Below are 13088 nucleotides of genomic sequence, written 5' to 3' on the forward strand. Positions count from 1 at the left end.
TTTGGTGTAGGAGAAATGTCGGTGGGTTGAAAAACTCCCGGCATTTTCTTTTGATGCCGGGTTAAAATTTAGTGCTCAAAGTTTCAATGTTCAGGCAGTTGTTCCTTCCTTACCAGCAGCAGCTGTTCATTGTTCAGTGGGAGGTAGCCCATATCATAGCAGAACCGGTACTCCCCTTCTTTGGGATGGCCGATGGTATGGGTGGTAAACCGGAACTGGAACCCCCTTTCCAGTAAGGTTGACCTGGGGATCCTTGCTTTCCTTGCGCCTTTGGGTAACAACTCGGCCAGGATCTTGCGGTTTCTGGTCAGGGCATAATTGACCTTCCTGACCAGCTGGTAATTGTCCGGGCTTCTCTGGTTGTTGTAATGGTTCCTGCAATTGTCATCACAGAACTTTTTGTCGATCCTTCCCCGAAGGACCTTACCGCAATTGCCACATACTCTTGCTTCACTCATGGTAATCGTTTTTATGTCCTGTAAGTTAGTCCAGCGTCCTTTCCCTTACAACCGTTTTATAACGGTAATCATCACCTGTAAAGGCTTACCAACCGGCAAGGGGTTTTCCTTTTATCCATCTTTGCCTTGTTCCTTCGTGGCGCCTTGAAGGATGGAATAAATTGTTTAATGGGTATTCCGGCAGCGGTTGGGATACAAAAAATTTGAAAAGATGAAAGAGTGTAAGAATCATGTGGAGTTGATCGGTTACCTGGGTAGTGATGCAGATGTTAAGACCACTGCGACAGGGAAGAAGTTGGCGAGGTTGAATGTGGCTACTTCAGAGCTGTACCAGAATAGCCAGGGTGAATGGGTGGAAGCAACGGAATGGCACCAGGTAGTGGCATGGGCAAGGCTTGCCGAGAAAGCGGAGAAGGACTTCCTGAAGGGAGCCAAGGTGGTGGTAGAAGGCAAATTGGTACATCGTTCTTATACAGATGCCAATGGCGTGCAAAAGTATATCACTGAAGTTAATGCTACTTCCCTTAATCTTGCTGCAGATCCGGCAAAGACGGAAGCCAAGGCCTGATCCGGATGCCTGTGCGGCGATTAGGGGCTTCCTCCCTAATTACTGCCCCGGCATTCTTTTCTGATCATATTTTAAGGGTTGACAATGCAGAAGGACCAGGACAATCAATATTTCCAGTTGGCGGCGAGGTTTGTATTACATACCAACCAGAACCTTTTCCTGACCGGTAAGGCAGGAACGGGAAAGACCACCTTCCTGAAACATATCAAGGACAAGGCAAGCAAGAAAATGGCAGTAGTTGCGCCGACGGGAGTGGCAGCCATCAATGCAGGAGGCGTGACTATCCATTCTTTTTTCAACCTCCCCCTGGGAAGTTTTATTCCGGGTCCTTACCTGCCGGTGGGGTCAGACCAACAGTTCAACAACAGGCAAACCCTCCTGAGGCATATGCGCTTTAACCAGTCGAGGAGGGAATTGATCAGGGAGCTTGAATTATTGGTGATCGATGAGGTGAGTATGGTAAGGGCCGACCTGTTGGATGCCATGGATGCAGTGTTGAGGAATGTCAGGAAGCAGCCTTACCTCCCATTTGGCGGCGTGCAGGTGGTCTTTATTGGTGACCTCTACCAGCTTCCCCCTGTGGTGAATGAGCGGGAATGGTCCGTACTGCAAGAGTATTATAAGAGTCCCTTCTTCTTTGATGCGAAGGTGTTGCAGGACGCCAAGCCCATCTACCTGGAGTTGAAGAAGATCTATCGCCAAAGTGAGCAACAGTTTATTGACCTGCTGAATAAGGTGAGGAATAACCAGGTTGGGCCGTCAGACTTGAATTGGCTCAACAGCCGATTCCGTCCTGGGTTCAGGCCGGAACGAACGGACCAATACATAACCCTTACGACACACAACCATAAAGCTGAGCATATTAACCAACAGGCCCTGGCCCATTTACCGGGAAAACTTTGGGTGTTTGAAGCGGAGATCACCGGTGAGTTCAATGAGAAGGCCTACCCCGCCGAACCTTCATTGGTATTGAAGGAAGGGGCACAGGTTATGTTCATCAGGAATGATAAGGGTGAGGACCGGCGCTATTTCAATGGGAAGATCGGAACCATCCATTCCATAACCGACCAGGGCATCAAGGTAAAGTTCAAGGACGAAGCTGAATTGCTTGACCTGGCCAGGGAGACCTGGAAACAGATCAGGTATCACTACAACAAAGGTTCGGATAAGATCGAAGAAGAAGAGTTGGGCACTTTTTCCCAGTATCCCATTAGGCTTGCATGGGCCATTACCATCCATAAGAGCCAGGGACTGACATTTGACAAGGCGATCATTGATGCGGGCGCTGCCTTTGCTGCAGGCCAGGTATACGTGGCGTTAAGCCGTTTGACCACCATGGAGGGGATGATATTGTTGTCCAGGATTGAGCCTTCCGCTATCCAGACAGATGAGCGGATCCTGGGTTTTTCCTCCACGGAGTTAAGGCCGGAACAATTGGAGGAAGCCTTGGTGGATGGGGAACAGCATTATATCCAGCAGTCCATCCTCAAGTGTTTTGAACTGGATAAACAGGTAGAAGAGGCCAGGACTATGGTCGCGTCACTGGAAGAAAAGGCCATGCCGGAAAAGGAAAAGGCAGAACAGTGGGCCGCGTTGAACCTGGATAAAACAGAAGATCTGGAAAGACTGGCACAGAAAACGATCCAACACCTGGATCATCTTTTGAAAGGTGCCCAGGCTATGGGATACCAATACCTTCATGAAAGAACGGCAGCTGCGGCAGGCTATTTTGTGGATGCCATCCAGGTATTGTTGGACTTGCTCAGGTCCCATCAGGAAGAAATGCGTGGACTTCCCAGGGTGAAGAAATATCTGGCGGGAGTAGCCCTTCTGGAGCTAAGCTTGCTCAGGAAGCTGGAGGAAGTCAGGAAGGCTGCCCTGATCACTGGCGAGCTGTTGGAAGGAAGGTCCAGGACCAGCCTGCTGGAACTGATAGACAGCAGACCGGAACTTTCGCAGGAACAGATAAAAGATTCAGCTGCACTACAGGAAGCCAATTCTGATGCTGAAGCGAAAGAGAAGGCCAAACCGGGAAAAGGCGATTCCCAGCGCATCTCCTTAGCCATGATCAGGAATGGGCTCACTCCTGGAGAAATTGCCGTTCAGCGTGGATTGGCTTTATCAACCATAATGGGCCATTTGATCGGGATGGTCAGGACAGGGGAACTGGAACTATCGGCCTTGGTCCCCGAAGGAAAATACCATCGGATAAAAGAAACGATTGAATCAAACCAAACTACCCAACTCACCCCGATCAAGGAGCAACTTGGCGAGGAATATAGTTATGAAGAAATACGTGCAGTAATAGCGGGATTGGAATGGGAAAATAAAAAGGCTGCCCAACCGGCAGGTGAATAGCCTATCCTGCTAGATTTGTCATAATATCCCCCTGATGGTTAAGCGCACCTACCAAGGAATAGTCTTCATGATACTTGCTGCATTAGGTTTCTCCCTGATGGGAGCTTGTGCCCGCATGCTAAAAGGTAGTTTCAGTGCAGGACAATTGGTCCTATGGCGCAACCTTATCGGTTTAATGATCATGTTACCTGGGTTGATCTTCAAGCCACCGGTTAACAAGCTGGGTGGGAAACCTGGTTGGCTCATGTTCCGGGGATTCATGGGAGCGATCTCGCTCTACACCTATCTCTATTGTATCCTTACCATGCCATTGGGTACCGCTAATGCCTATATCCAGACCTCCACGATCTGGATTGCATTGTTTTCCATGATGGTATTTAAGGAAATGATCACCAGGCCGGTATTTTGGGCCATTGTCCTTGGTTTTGCAGGGATGTTGCTGGTGTATCGGCCCAGCCTCGAAGTGGGTTGGGACAACCACCTGGTAGGAATACTTTCAGGATTCCTTTCTGCCATCGCCTACCTCACCGTTGGCAGGTTGAATAGGTATTATGATGCCAGGGTAATAGTGATGGCCTTTCTGGTGGGAGGAATATTATTGCCCCTCCTGTCCATGTCCATCAGGCTGGTAATGGGATTGCCGGCTGATGACCTGTTCCTGTTCGAATGGAAATGGCCGGCCGGGATGCAATGGTTCTGGATATTGGGAATGGGTTTGTGGGCATTGTTTGGACAATACTATGTGACCAGGGCCTACGGGGCTGACCAGGCCAGTATTGTCTCAGCAATCAGCTATGCCAATATATTCTTTGGTGTCCTGCTGGGAATCGCATTGGGTGATGGTGTGCCTGACCTGTTCACAACCATGGGGATCATCCTTATCGTGCTTGGTGGTGTGATCATCTCCTATAGCAAGAAGTCTGATGGTATACAACAGGAAGAAGCACCGGCTTGATAAATGACCGCCGATAACGGGCTGGTTCAACCGAAACAGTAGCTCCCCTGTGTTGTATCGTCCACTATATTTGGATGTAATAAATTGCCTTATGAGGAAAATCCCGATTTTACTTGCCATGCTTTGGGCAAGTTCTGCTGATGCCCAGGTACTGCCCCTGCGGGAACAAGCCAAAGTGGTTAATGAGATCCTGGCCGACCGGTTTGATAACCTCTTGCCGGTATTAATGGATAAGACTGGCATCGATATGTGGGTGCTGATCTCCAGGGAGTACAACGAAGACCCGGTATTGCGGACCATGCTTCCCGCTGAATGGTTGTCGGCCCGGAGAAGGACCATCCTGGTGTTTTACCGGGATGCGGCAAACAATAAATATGAGAAGCTGGCCATCGCCAGGTACAATGTTGGGGAGAGTATCAAGGCCTCCTGGGACTTGACCAAATTCCCCAACCAGTGGGATGCCCTGGCTGATATCATCCAAACCCGTAAACCCAAAAAGATCGGTATCAATACATCTGTTCACCATGCCCACGCAGATGGCCTGGACCATACCGACTATGCGGAAATGATGGAAAAGATCCCTGCGGCGTATAAGAATAAGGTGGTAAGCGCGGAAGACCTGGCCATCAGATGGCTGGAAACCAGGACAGCACGTGAGATGGCCATCTATCCCCAATTGGTGGATATTACCCATAGCATCATTGAAGAAGGATTCTCAGAGAAAGTGATCACCCCTGGCATTACTACTACAGATGACCTGGTTTGGTGGTTCAGGGAGAAGATCAGGGGACTTGGCCTGGAGACCTGGTTCCATCCTTCGGTTTCTGTTCAGCGAAATGACCCGCAGAGCTTTGAACACCTGCGTAATTTTTCCAACCGGCCCAAGGATGATGTGATCCAGCCGGGTGACCTGCTGCATGTTGATATTGGTATTACTTACCTCAGGTTGAATACCGATATCCAGCAGCATGCTTATGTTTTGAAACCCGGTGAACAGGAGTTGCCCTCCTCCATCAAAAAGGCATTCGAACGAAGCAATCGCCTGCAGGATATCCTGACCAGCCAGTTCAAGGAAGGTAAGTCTGGTAACACCATATTGGCCGATGCACTTGCCCAGGCAAAGAGGGAAGGCATAGTAGCGTCGATCTATACCCATCCGCTTGGCTTTCATGGTCATGCTGCCGGCCCTACTATTGGGTTGTGGGACCAGCAGAATGGTGTACCGGGTGCCGGGGATTATCCTTTGCATAACGGAACAGCCTATTCCATTGAGCTCAATACGGCAACAGAGATTCCCGAATGGAAGAAAACCATCCGGATCATGCTGGAGCAGGATGGTTATTTCGATGAGTCCGGCTTCCGGTACATCAATGGAAGGCAAAAGGAAGTTTACCTGGTTCCCCGCCCTAAGGCAGGCATAGGTGACTGATAAATAATGCTTTAAGGTTTTGAACAGTCCAAGAGCGGGAGGCATCCCGCTTTTTTTATTCCCGGGGATGGAAAAAATATTTTTGTGGAATCTTCTTTATCGTATATTTGCGATAATAAATAAAACAAAGGGTATGGCCATCAACAAAAAAGACATTTTCAATAAAGAAGAACAGGAAATAGCCGCCTTTGCCAAAGCCATTGCCCACCCGGCAAGGGTAGCCATCCTAAAAGTGCTGGCCGAAAGGAATGAATGCATATGTGGTGATATCGTAGAGGTATTGCCACTGGCCCAAAGCACGGTTTCCCAGCACCTTAAGGAATTAAAGGATGCAGGCCTGATCAAGGGGACCATCGACGGTCCAAGGTCTTGCTATTGCATCAATTGGGAAATACTTGCCAGCCTGCTGGAGCAGTTCAATGCCTTATTCGGCACCCTCCAGCTAAACCAGGGGAAGACATGTTGTTAACGCAGTTTTTTAAAGTATAAACATATAGCCATGAAAAAAGACATCGAGATCAAAGAACTGGTAAAAGAAAAATATGGCGCCATTGCCAGCCAGTCAAAGACCCAAAACCTCAGCTCCTGTTGCGGGGCCACCAGCTCCTGCTGCGGCGATGAGGTGTACACCATTATGTCCGACGACTACTCCCAACTGGAGGGGTATAACCCTGATGCTGACCTGGGCCTGGGTTGTGGGCTTCCCACAGCCTTCGCAAAGATCAAGGAAGGTGATACAGTGATCGACCTGGGTAGCGGTGCCGGTAACGACTGCTTTGTTGCCAGGGCAGTGGTTGGTGAGCAGGGAAAGGTGATTGGTATTGACTTTACCGAACAAATGATCGAAAAAGCCAGGGAGAACGCTGAGAAGTTGGGTTACAACAATGTCGAGTTCCGCTTTGGTGACATTGAAAAAATGCCCGTTGCTGCCAACCGCGCTGATGTTATTGTCAGCAATTGCGTGCTCAACCTGGTACCCAACAAAGAAGCAGTTTTCCAGGAGATCTACCGCGTGCTTAAGCCTGGTGGACATTTTTCCATCTCTGATATTGTACTCGAAGGGGAAATGCCTGCCAAATGGAAGGAAGTAGCTGAACTCTATGCCGGTTGCATTTCCGGTGCGATCCAGAAAGAGGATTACCTGGGTACTATTAAGTCCAACGGATTTGTGAATTTGCAACTGCAGAAAGAGAAAGTGATCAATATCCCTGATGAGATCCTTGCCCAATACCTGAGTGATGAGGAAGTGAAAGCATATCAGGAAGGAAAGGTTAGGATCATCAGCATTACTGTATATGCTGAAAAACCTGAAGAAACAGCAACCAAGGCATGTACCCCTGGTGGCGGTTGTTGCTAATAAATGGTTATCTGATTGAATAAAATTTTTGATTCAATGGAAAATATTAAGATCAGGCCAGCAGTAGCTGAAGACCTCGGGCAGTTGGTAAAACTGCTCGAGGCCCAGCCATTGCCTACAGAAGATATTAACCCTGCGCTCCCCCACTTTTTTGTGTCGGAACTTGATAATCGGATCATTGGTGCCATTGGGCTGGAGTGTTACGGACCATCTGGTTTGTTGCGTTCCATGGTAGTGGACGCAGAATTCAGGAAGAATGGGATCGCAGGGAAGCTGGTCAGCCAACTGGAAGAATATGCCCGCACCATGGGTGTTGAACAATTATACCTGATCACCAATACGGCTGAAACCTATTTTTCGGCAAAGGGCTTTGTGAAGGTGGATCGTTCTGTAGTCGCTGAACCTGTTTTGGGCTCGCGGGAATTCAATGGTCTCTGCCCTGCATCAGCGGTGATCATGACCAAGGCCATTGCCTAACACAATTACATTTCTATATCGGACTTTTTACTCCCCTCTTTGTGGAGCATGACCAAAACTGCTTATTTAAAATATGGAAAAGAAACTTTCACTGCTTGACCGTAACCTGACCCTTTGGATCTTCCTGGCCATGGTTATTGGCGTTGCCATTGGTTATTTCGTACCCGGAGCCGCTGATACCATCAACTCCTGGCAAACCGGCACCACCAATATCCCGCTTGCCGTTGGACTCATCCTGATGATGTATCCCCCACTCGCTAAAGTGAAATATGAAGAGCTTCCCAAGGTTTTTGCCAATAAGAAGGTCCTCGCCCTTTCACTAATCCAGAACTGGATTATTGGCCCGCTCCTGATGTTTGGGCTCGCGGTGATTTTCCTCAGGGATGAACCGGAATACCTGACCGGTCTCATCCTGATCGGTATTGCCCGATGCATTGCCATGGTGATTGTATGGAACGACCTGGCAGATGGTGACCGGTTGTATGCTGCAGGCCTCGTTGCTTTCAATAGCATTTTCCAGGTCCTGTTCTACCCGGTGTATGCCTGGATCTTTATTACCAAACTCCCCCCGTTATTTGGATTACAAGGTTACGAGGTCAACATCACCATTGGCCAGATCGCCCAAAGTGTATTTATCTATTTGGGTATTCCCTTCCTTTTAGGAATGATCTCGAGGTTTGTCCTGGTTCGACTGAAAGGCCTGGATTGGTACGAGCAAAAATTCCAGCCTGCTATCAGCCCGATCACCCTGGTGGCCCTCTTGTTGACCATCGTGCTGATGTTTAGCCTGAAAGGCAACCTGATCGTACAGATTCCTTTGGATGTTGTGAAGATCGCCTTGCCCCTCACCTTTTATTTTGCCATCATGTTCTTTTCCTCCTTCTACCTGTCGAGGAAGGCGGGAACTGATTATGCCCGGTCCACATCCCTGGCCTTTACGGCTGCCGGTAACAATTTCGAACTCGGGATCGCAGTGGCCATTGCCGTTTTTGGGATCCACTCGGGTGTTGCTTTTGCAGCGGTGATCGGTCCCTTGATCGAGGTACCGGTGTTGGTATTGCTGGTGAAATACGCCCTGGGCCAGAAAACAAAATTTGCCAAACAAGTTTGCAACTAATAAACCAACATAGTCTATGTCCGAGAAAAAGAAACTGCTTTTTGTATGTGTGGAGAACAGCAACCGCAGCCAGATGAGCCAGGCCTTTGCGAAAATCCATGGCGGCGAAGCGGTGGAAGCCTATAGCGCAGGGAGCAAGCCCAGCGGGGTAGTGAATCCCAAAGCTATTGCGGCTATGAAAGAATTGGGTTATGACCTTTCTACCCACGAATCCAAATCCCTGCAGGAGGTGGAGCAATATGCGCCATTTGATGCTGTGGTAACGATGGGCTGTGGGGACGCCTGTCCCTGGATGCCAGCCAAAAGATTTGTGGATTGGCAAATCCCCGATCCCAAGCATATGGATCCTGTTGCTTTTAATGAGGTGAGGGACTTTATCAGTGAGAAGGTCAAGGCCCTATTGCAGGAGATCTGATGGTCAATTTGTTAAACTGGTACCTGGATATTTAACGAATATGCCCGGATCGGATTGGTTCTTGCTTCCGGCAGCCGCATTTTAATGGCCAGACAACAATTCAAGCCTGATAACTGTCTATAATGTGGCACTGCAAACAGTATCATTCAAACAGGAAATATGGAAAGGATAAATATTGAAGCCCTGCAGAACGTATATGACTATCCTGGTTATCGTCAGCTTGTTGATCAGTTGATGCAGGAGGGAAAGACCACCGGTACCAACCAGGAACCCTGGCTGGTTGATTATGCCAGGCTGAATATTCAACGCATGAGCAGGTGGGAGAAGACATGGGAACCGGCAGAGAAGATCAGGTTATCCATGGAATCCATTGCAGAACCGATGACCTGGCTCACCATCACGGAAGGATGGTGCGGCGATGCGGCCCAGATCGTGCCCATCATCGACAAACTGTCCAAACTAAACCCACATATTGAACATAAGCTAGTCCTTCGTGACGAGAACCTTGAATTAATGGATCAATTCCTTACCAATGGCACCAGGTCTATCCCTAAGACCATGTTTATCGCCCGTGATTCAGGTAAGGTATTGGGCACCTGGGGTCCAAGGCCAACCAGTGCCGCTGCGCTTGTGCTGGAAATGAAGAAGAATACCAACCTGGTCAAGGAAGACCTATACAACGCGATCCATGGCTGGTATGCCAGGGATAAGGGAGTGGAGATATCAGAGCAGGTTGTGGAAGCAGCCCTGAAGGCCAGCCAATGGGTAAAAGCATAAAAAAAGCCCGGTTCATTCCGGGCTTTTTTGTTTAATTACTTTAAGAGCTGGTAGAAGAGTAAACTCATCAGGTAGGCCAGCGCGGTCATATAGCCTAACTGGATCATAGGCCATTTCCAGCTTTTGGTCTCGCGCTTAACAATGGCCAGGGTACTCATACACTGCATGGCCAATACATAGAATACCATGAGGGAAACACCGGCTGCCAGGGTGTAAACCGGTGAACCATCTGCCTTTCTGGCCATCTGCATTTTCTCCCTCAACAACAGGCCGCTTTCGTCATCTTCACCCACACTGTATAAGGTAGCCATTGTTCCCACAAAAACTTCCCTTGCCGCAAAGGAGGTGATCAAGGCAATACCGATCTTCCAATCATAGCCCAGGGGCTTGATCACCGGCTCAATGCTCTTGCCCAAAATGCCCGCATAGGAGTTCTCCAGCAAAGCGGCATTCTGTTCGCGTTCTATTTCGGTCAGGCGTTGGGGTTGTTCCACCTTCAGCTTTTCATAATAGGCCGTGGTCGCTTCCATTCTTTCTTTTGGCCCGTAAGAACTCAAGGCCCATAATAGCAGGCTGATGATCATGATCACCTTACCGGCGTCGGTCACGAATATGCGGGCCTTCTGGATCATGGTGGGGAAGACATTCTTCCAGCGGGGCGCCCGGTACATAGGCAGTTCCAGGATGAAAAAGCTCTTCTCCTTAATATTGATGAACCACTTGGCGATCCAGGCAATGACCATGGCCATCACCAAACCAAGCAGGTATAGTCCCATCATCACCAGGCCTTGCAGACTGATGAATCCAAACAGGTGTTGCTGTGGAATGACCAGCGCAATGAGTATGGTAAATACCGGGAGCCTTGCACTGCAACTCATCAAAGGTGTAACCAGGATCGTCAGCAACCGCTCTTTGGTATTCTCAATATTCCTGGCGCTCATGATGGCTGGCACGGCACAGGCAAAGCCGCTGATCATGGGCATCACACTTTTGCCGTTCAACCCCACTTTTCGCATGAGCTTATCAGTTAGGAAGCTGATGCGGGCCATGTAGCCGGTATCTTCCAGGATGGTGATCAGTCCAAACAGGATCATGATCTGGGGTACAAATACCAGGATCCCGCTCAGGCCCGCTACAATACCATTGATGAACAGGTCGCTCCACCAGGCTTCCGGAAGGACACCTCCCAGCCAGCCACCCAACTGCCCAAAGGCCCATTCAATGGCATCCATCGGGTATTGGGCGATCAGGAAAACACTCTGGAAAAGCAGGAACAATACACCCAGCAATATCACATAACCCCAAACCCTATGCAGGAGGATATTGTCCAGCTTTTCGGTGAACAGGCTTTTCTGCAAGGGATCGGGTTCCGATACGGTAAGTTGCATGATGTGCTTGATCCGCGTATAGCGCTGCAGGATCTCTTCTGCCTGGGTCTTGGTGGGGTTGAATTGATTGTCCCTTTCGGTTTGCTCAATGGTATCCTGTAATGACTGTGGCAGGTCGAAATGTTCGTGGTTGATCAGGTAGTGGATGGCCTTATAATCACTCAAGCCATCGATCCTGCCCTTGATCGTATCAACCGCATTGGCTGCCAGGTCCCTGTTGGCGATAAAATCCCTGGCCGGGGCCTTATAGAGGTTTTGGGCGGTTTGGGCCATTACCTTTTTCAACTGGCCAATACCCTTGTTCTTCCTGGGGTTCACGGGTACAACGGGCACACCCAGTTCCCTTTCCAGTCCTTCCACATCAATCTCAATTCCCTTTCTCCTGGCAAGGTCCATCATGGTGAGGGCTACCACTACCGGGAGTTTCAGGTCTATGATCTGGGATACAAATAAAAGGTTCCTCTTCAGGTTGCTGGCATCCACCAGCAGGATCATCATGTTAAGGCTGGCTTCCTTATCCTGCCCCATCAGTACTTTATAGGTCACCCATTCATCCCCCCTTTTGGGGTAAAGGCTATAGGTGCCAGGAAGGTCTGTGATCTCGGCTTCCAATCCCTCTCCTAAATCAGTAATTCCAGTTTTCTTGTCTACAGTTACCCCCGGGAAATTGCCTACTTTCTGGTTCAGTCCCGTGAGGGCGTTGAACAGGGAGCTTTTTCCACTGTTGGGGTTTCCTACCAATCCAATATGAATCATGCCTTTAGCCATGTAGTTAATCAACAAAAATATTAAGCCCCGGTTGATTCTAGTTACGATTTCGGGAAGAAGGGCTGATTTGGAAGGCTGAAGGCCACCCTGGAATATCTTTGCGCCATGAACCTGATGCAAACTACCCTTTTGCTGGTAAGCAATTATGCTGATGATCCTTTGTTTTCTGATGTATTCACTGGCACCAAGGTCCAGCAGCAGCGGGGTATGGAAGCCTACTTTTCAGCGGCACTTGACTGTTGCCTGGAGAAAGGGAGCCTGGTTGTCGCGCCGGGTAATGCCGGGCTGGCAGCCTGGTTACCCAATGGGGCTTTCCCTCCCGTGGTCGAGGAGAATGTGATCAGGAACCAGCCTCCTTATGTGGTGAAAGGTTGGGAAAAGTTGCGGATCATAGAATCGGTTGCCTGGGACCAGCTCGCCTCCTATGATGGGGATTTTGGATTCCTTTGGTTGTGGACCGTTGATTTTTCGGTTAGGGGAAGGGGCTATGGCAAAATGCTGCTGGAGGAAGCCCTGGAGCAAATGAAGGCGGAAGGATTAAAATGCTGCAGGTTGATGAATGCCAATATCCACAATGATCCCCTTCTGTCCAAAATGGGATTCAGGGAACTGACCACCATCCATTACCAGAATGGACCTGGGGTAAGGTTGTACGAAAAGCAATTGGGTTGATCATTTCGGTTCTTCAAGGTGCAGTCGGTGGAATACCCGGTGCATGACCGGTGCCAGTAGTACACCAATATTGGTGATGAATACTATGCCGGAAAAGATGGAGAAGAAGGAAGAGAATAGTTTGGCCGGATCTGACCGCATTTCTATGACCGGCCCCATTCCCCCCAGTAACATGCAGGCATTGTGAAAACAGTCGATCCAGTCATTGTCATTGGTAAGCCTGAACCCAATCGTTCCGATCAATAGGGAAATCATGATGAGGACCAGGACCCAGACGATATTTCCCGAAAGCCTCATCAGGAATTTGCGCCTGCTGATAACAGGTTGTCCTTTGTGTTCGTACATACCA

At 49.2% G+C, this 13088-nt stretch carries 14 protein-coding genes; 11 read left to right on the forward strand and 3 right to left on the reverse strand.

Annotated features, from left to right (window positions below; translation table 11 throughout):
* Nucleotides 1-83 precede the first annotated feature (83 nt).
* Nucleotides 84-458 carry a hypothetical protein gene (locus tag KJS94_RS13620; RefSeq protein ID WP_214448027.1) on the reverse strand — a complete coding sequence of 125 codons (375 nt, stop codon included), beginning with the start codon at nucleotides 456-458 and terminating at the stop codon, nucleotides 84-86.
* A 211-nt stretch (nucleotides 459-669) separates the two neighbouring features.
* Between KJS94_RS13620 and KJS94_RS13625 the strand changes: the two genes are divergently transcribed.
* The 10 genes from KJS94_RS13625 to KJS94_RS13670 all read left to right on the forward strand — a co-directional run bounded on the left by KJS94_RS13625 (nucleotide 670) and on the right by KJS94_RS13670 (nucleotide 9911).
* Entirely contained in the window at nucleotides 670-1026 is a 357-nt protein-coding gene (locus KJS94_RS13625) for a single-stranded DNA-binding protein (protein WP_214448028.1), read from the forward strand.
* An 84-nt stretch (nucleotides 1027-1110) separates the two neighbouring features.
* Nucleotides 1111-3384 (forward strand): helix-turn-helix domain-containing protein, encoded by a 2274-nt coding sequence (locus KJS94_RS13630; protein ID WP_214448029.1) that lies wholly within the window; start codon nucleotides 1111-1113, stop codon nucleotides 3382-3384.
* Nucleotides 3385-3418: 34 nt separating this feature from the next.
* Nucleotides 3419-4339, forward strand: coding sequence for a DMT family transporter (locus tag KJS94_RS13635; RefSeq protein WP_214448030.1), 921 nt, complete (start codon nucleotides 3419-3421; stop codon nucleotides 4337-4339).
* Between the two features lie 91 nt (nucleotides 4340-4430).
* A complete protein-coding gene (locus KJS94_RS13640; RefSeq protein ID WP_214448031.1) occupies nucleotides 4431-5768 on the forward strand; it encodes a M24 family metallopeptidase in 1338 nt (445 codons plus the stop codon).
* A 133-nt stretch (nucleotides 5769-5901) separates the two neighbouring features.
* A complete protein-coding gene (locus tag KJS94_RS13645; RefSeq protein WP_214448032.1) occupies nucleotides 5902-6237 on the forward strand; it encodes an ArsR/SmtB family transcription factor in 336 nt (111 codons plus the stop codon).
* A 30-nt stretch (nucleotides 6238-6267) separates the two neighbouring features.
* Entirely contained in the window at nucleotides 6268-7125 is an 858-nt protein-coding gene (locus KJS94_RS13650) for an arsenite methyltransferase (RefSeq protein WP_214448033.1), read from the forward strand.
* A gap of 36 nt (nucleotides 7126-7161) precedes the next feature.
* Nucleotides 7162-7602: an arsenic resistance N-acetyltransferase ArsN2 gene (gene arsN2 / locus KJS94_RS13655; RefSeq protein WP_214448034.1), complete on the forward strand. Its 441-nt coding sequence runs from the start codon at nucleotides 7162-7164 to the stop codon at nucleotides 7600-7602.
* 73 nt (nucleotides 7603-7675) lie between these two features.
* The gene (arsB, locus tag KJS94_RS13660) at nucleotides 7676-8719 is read left to right on the forward strand and encodes an ACR3 family arsenite efflux transporter (protein ID WP_214448035.1); all 1044 of its coding nucleotides are present in this window, start codon (nucleotides 7676-7678) and stop codon (nucleotides 8717-8719) included.
* A 16-nt stretch (nucleotides 8720-8735) separates the two neighbouring features.
* Nucleotides 8736-9134, forward strand: a complete 399-nt coding sequence (locus KJS94_RS13665) for an arsenate reductase ArsC (RefSeq protein WP_214448036.1) — start codon at nucleotides 8736-8738, stop codon at nucleotides 9132-9134.
* A gap of 159 nt (nucleotides 9135-9293) precedes the next feature.
* Nucleotides 9294-9911, forward strand: a complete 618-nt coding sequence (locus KJS94_RS13670) for a thioredoxin family protein (protein WP_239804173.1) — start codon at nucleotides 9294-9296, stop codon at nucleotides 9909-9911.
* Nucleotides 9912-9946: 35 nt separating this feature from the next.
* Here the strand turns inward: KJS94_RS13670 and feoB are convergent, their stop codons facing one another.
* Entirely contained in the window at nucleotides 9947-12055 is a 2109-nt protein-coding gene (gene feoB, locus KJS94_RS13675) for a ferrous iron transport protein B (protein WP_239804174.1), read from the reverse strand.
* A gap of 117 nt (nucleotides 12056-12172) precedes the next feature.
* Between feoB and KJS94_RS13680 the strand changes: the two genes are divergently transcribed.
* A complete protein-coding gene (locus KJS94_RS13680) occupies nucleotides 12173-12739 on the forward strand; it encodes a GNAT family N-acetyltransferase (protein WP_214448038.1) in 567 nt (188 codons plus the stop codon).
* Here the strand turns inward: KJS94_RS13680 and KJS94_RS13685 are convergent, their stop codons facing one another.
* Nucleotides 12740-13084, reverse strand: a complete 345-nt coding sequence (locus KJS94_RS13685) for a hypothetical protein (protein ID WP_214448039.1) — start codon at nucleotides 13082-13084, stop codon at nucleotides 12740-12742.
* Nucleotides 13085-13088: the final 4 nt, after the last annotated feature.

Source organism: Flavihumibacter rivuli (assembly GCF_018595685.2).
Lineage (GTDB): Bacteria > Bacteroidota > Bacteroidia > Chitinophagales > Chitinophagaceae > Flavihumibacter > Flavihumibacter rivuli.

Excerpts from the sequence above, each read along its gene's own strand:
- KJS94_RS13645 (WP_214448032.1), top strand. The coding sequence starts at position 5,902 with ATGGCCATCAACAAAAAAGACATTTTCAATAAAGAAGAACAGGAAATA.
- KJS94_RS13640 (WP_214448031.1), top strand. The coding sequence starts at position 4,431 with ATGAGGAAAATCCCGATTTTACTTGCCATGCTTTGGGCAAGTTCTGCT.
- arsN2 (WP_214448034.1), top strand. The coding sequence starts at position 7,162 with ATGGAAAATATTAAGATCAGGCCAGCAGTAGCTGAAGACCTCGGGCAG.
- KJS94_RS13680 (WP_214448038.1), top strand. The coding sequence starts at position 12,173 with ATGAACCTGATGCAAACTACCCTTTTGCTGGTAAGCAATTATGCTGAT.
- arsB (WP_214448035.1), top strand. The coding sequence starts at position 7,676 with ATGGAAAAGAAACTTTCACTGCTTGACCGTAACCTGACCCTTTGGATC.
- feoB (WP_239804174.1), bottom strand. The coding sequence starts at position 12,055 with ATGATTCATATTGGATTGGTAGGAAACCCCAACAGTGGAAAAAGCTCC.
- KJS94_RS13685 (WP_214448039.1), bottom strand. The coding sequence starts at position 13,084 with ATGTACGAACACAAAGGACAACCTGTTATCAGCAGGCGCAAATTCCTG.
- KJS94_RS13620 (WP_214448027.1), bottom strand. The coding sequence starts at position 458 with ATGAGTGAAGCAAGAGTATGTGGCAATTGCGGTAAGGTCCTTCGGGGA.
- KJS94_RS13670 (WP_239804173.1), top strand. The coding sequence starts at position 9,294 with ATGGAAAGGATAAATATTGAAGCCCTGCAGAACGTATATGACTATCCT.
- KJS94_RS13650 (WP_214448033.1), top strand. The coding sequence starts at position 6,268 with ATGAAAAAAGACATCGAGATCAAAGAACTGGTAAAAGAAAAATATGGC.
- KJS94_RS13630 (WP_214448029.1), top strand. The coding sequence starts at position 1,111 with ATGCAGAAGGACCAGGACAATCAATATTTCCAGTTGGCGGCGAGGTTT.
- KJS94_RS13635 (WP_214448030.1), top strand. The coding sequence starts at position 3,419 with ATGGTTAAGCGCACCTACCAAGGAATAGTCTTCATGATACTTGCTGCA.
- KJS94_RS13665 (WP_214448036.1), top strand. The coding sequence starts at position 8,736 with ATGTCCGAGAAAAAGAAACTGCTTTTTGTATGTGTGGAGAACAGCAAC.
- KJS94_RS13625 (WP_214448028.1), top strand. The coding sequence starts at position 670 with ATGAAAGAGTGTAAGAATCATGTGGAGTTGATCGGTTACCTGGGTAGT.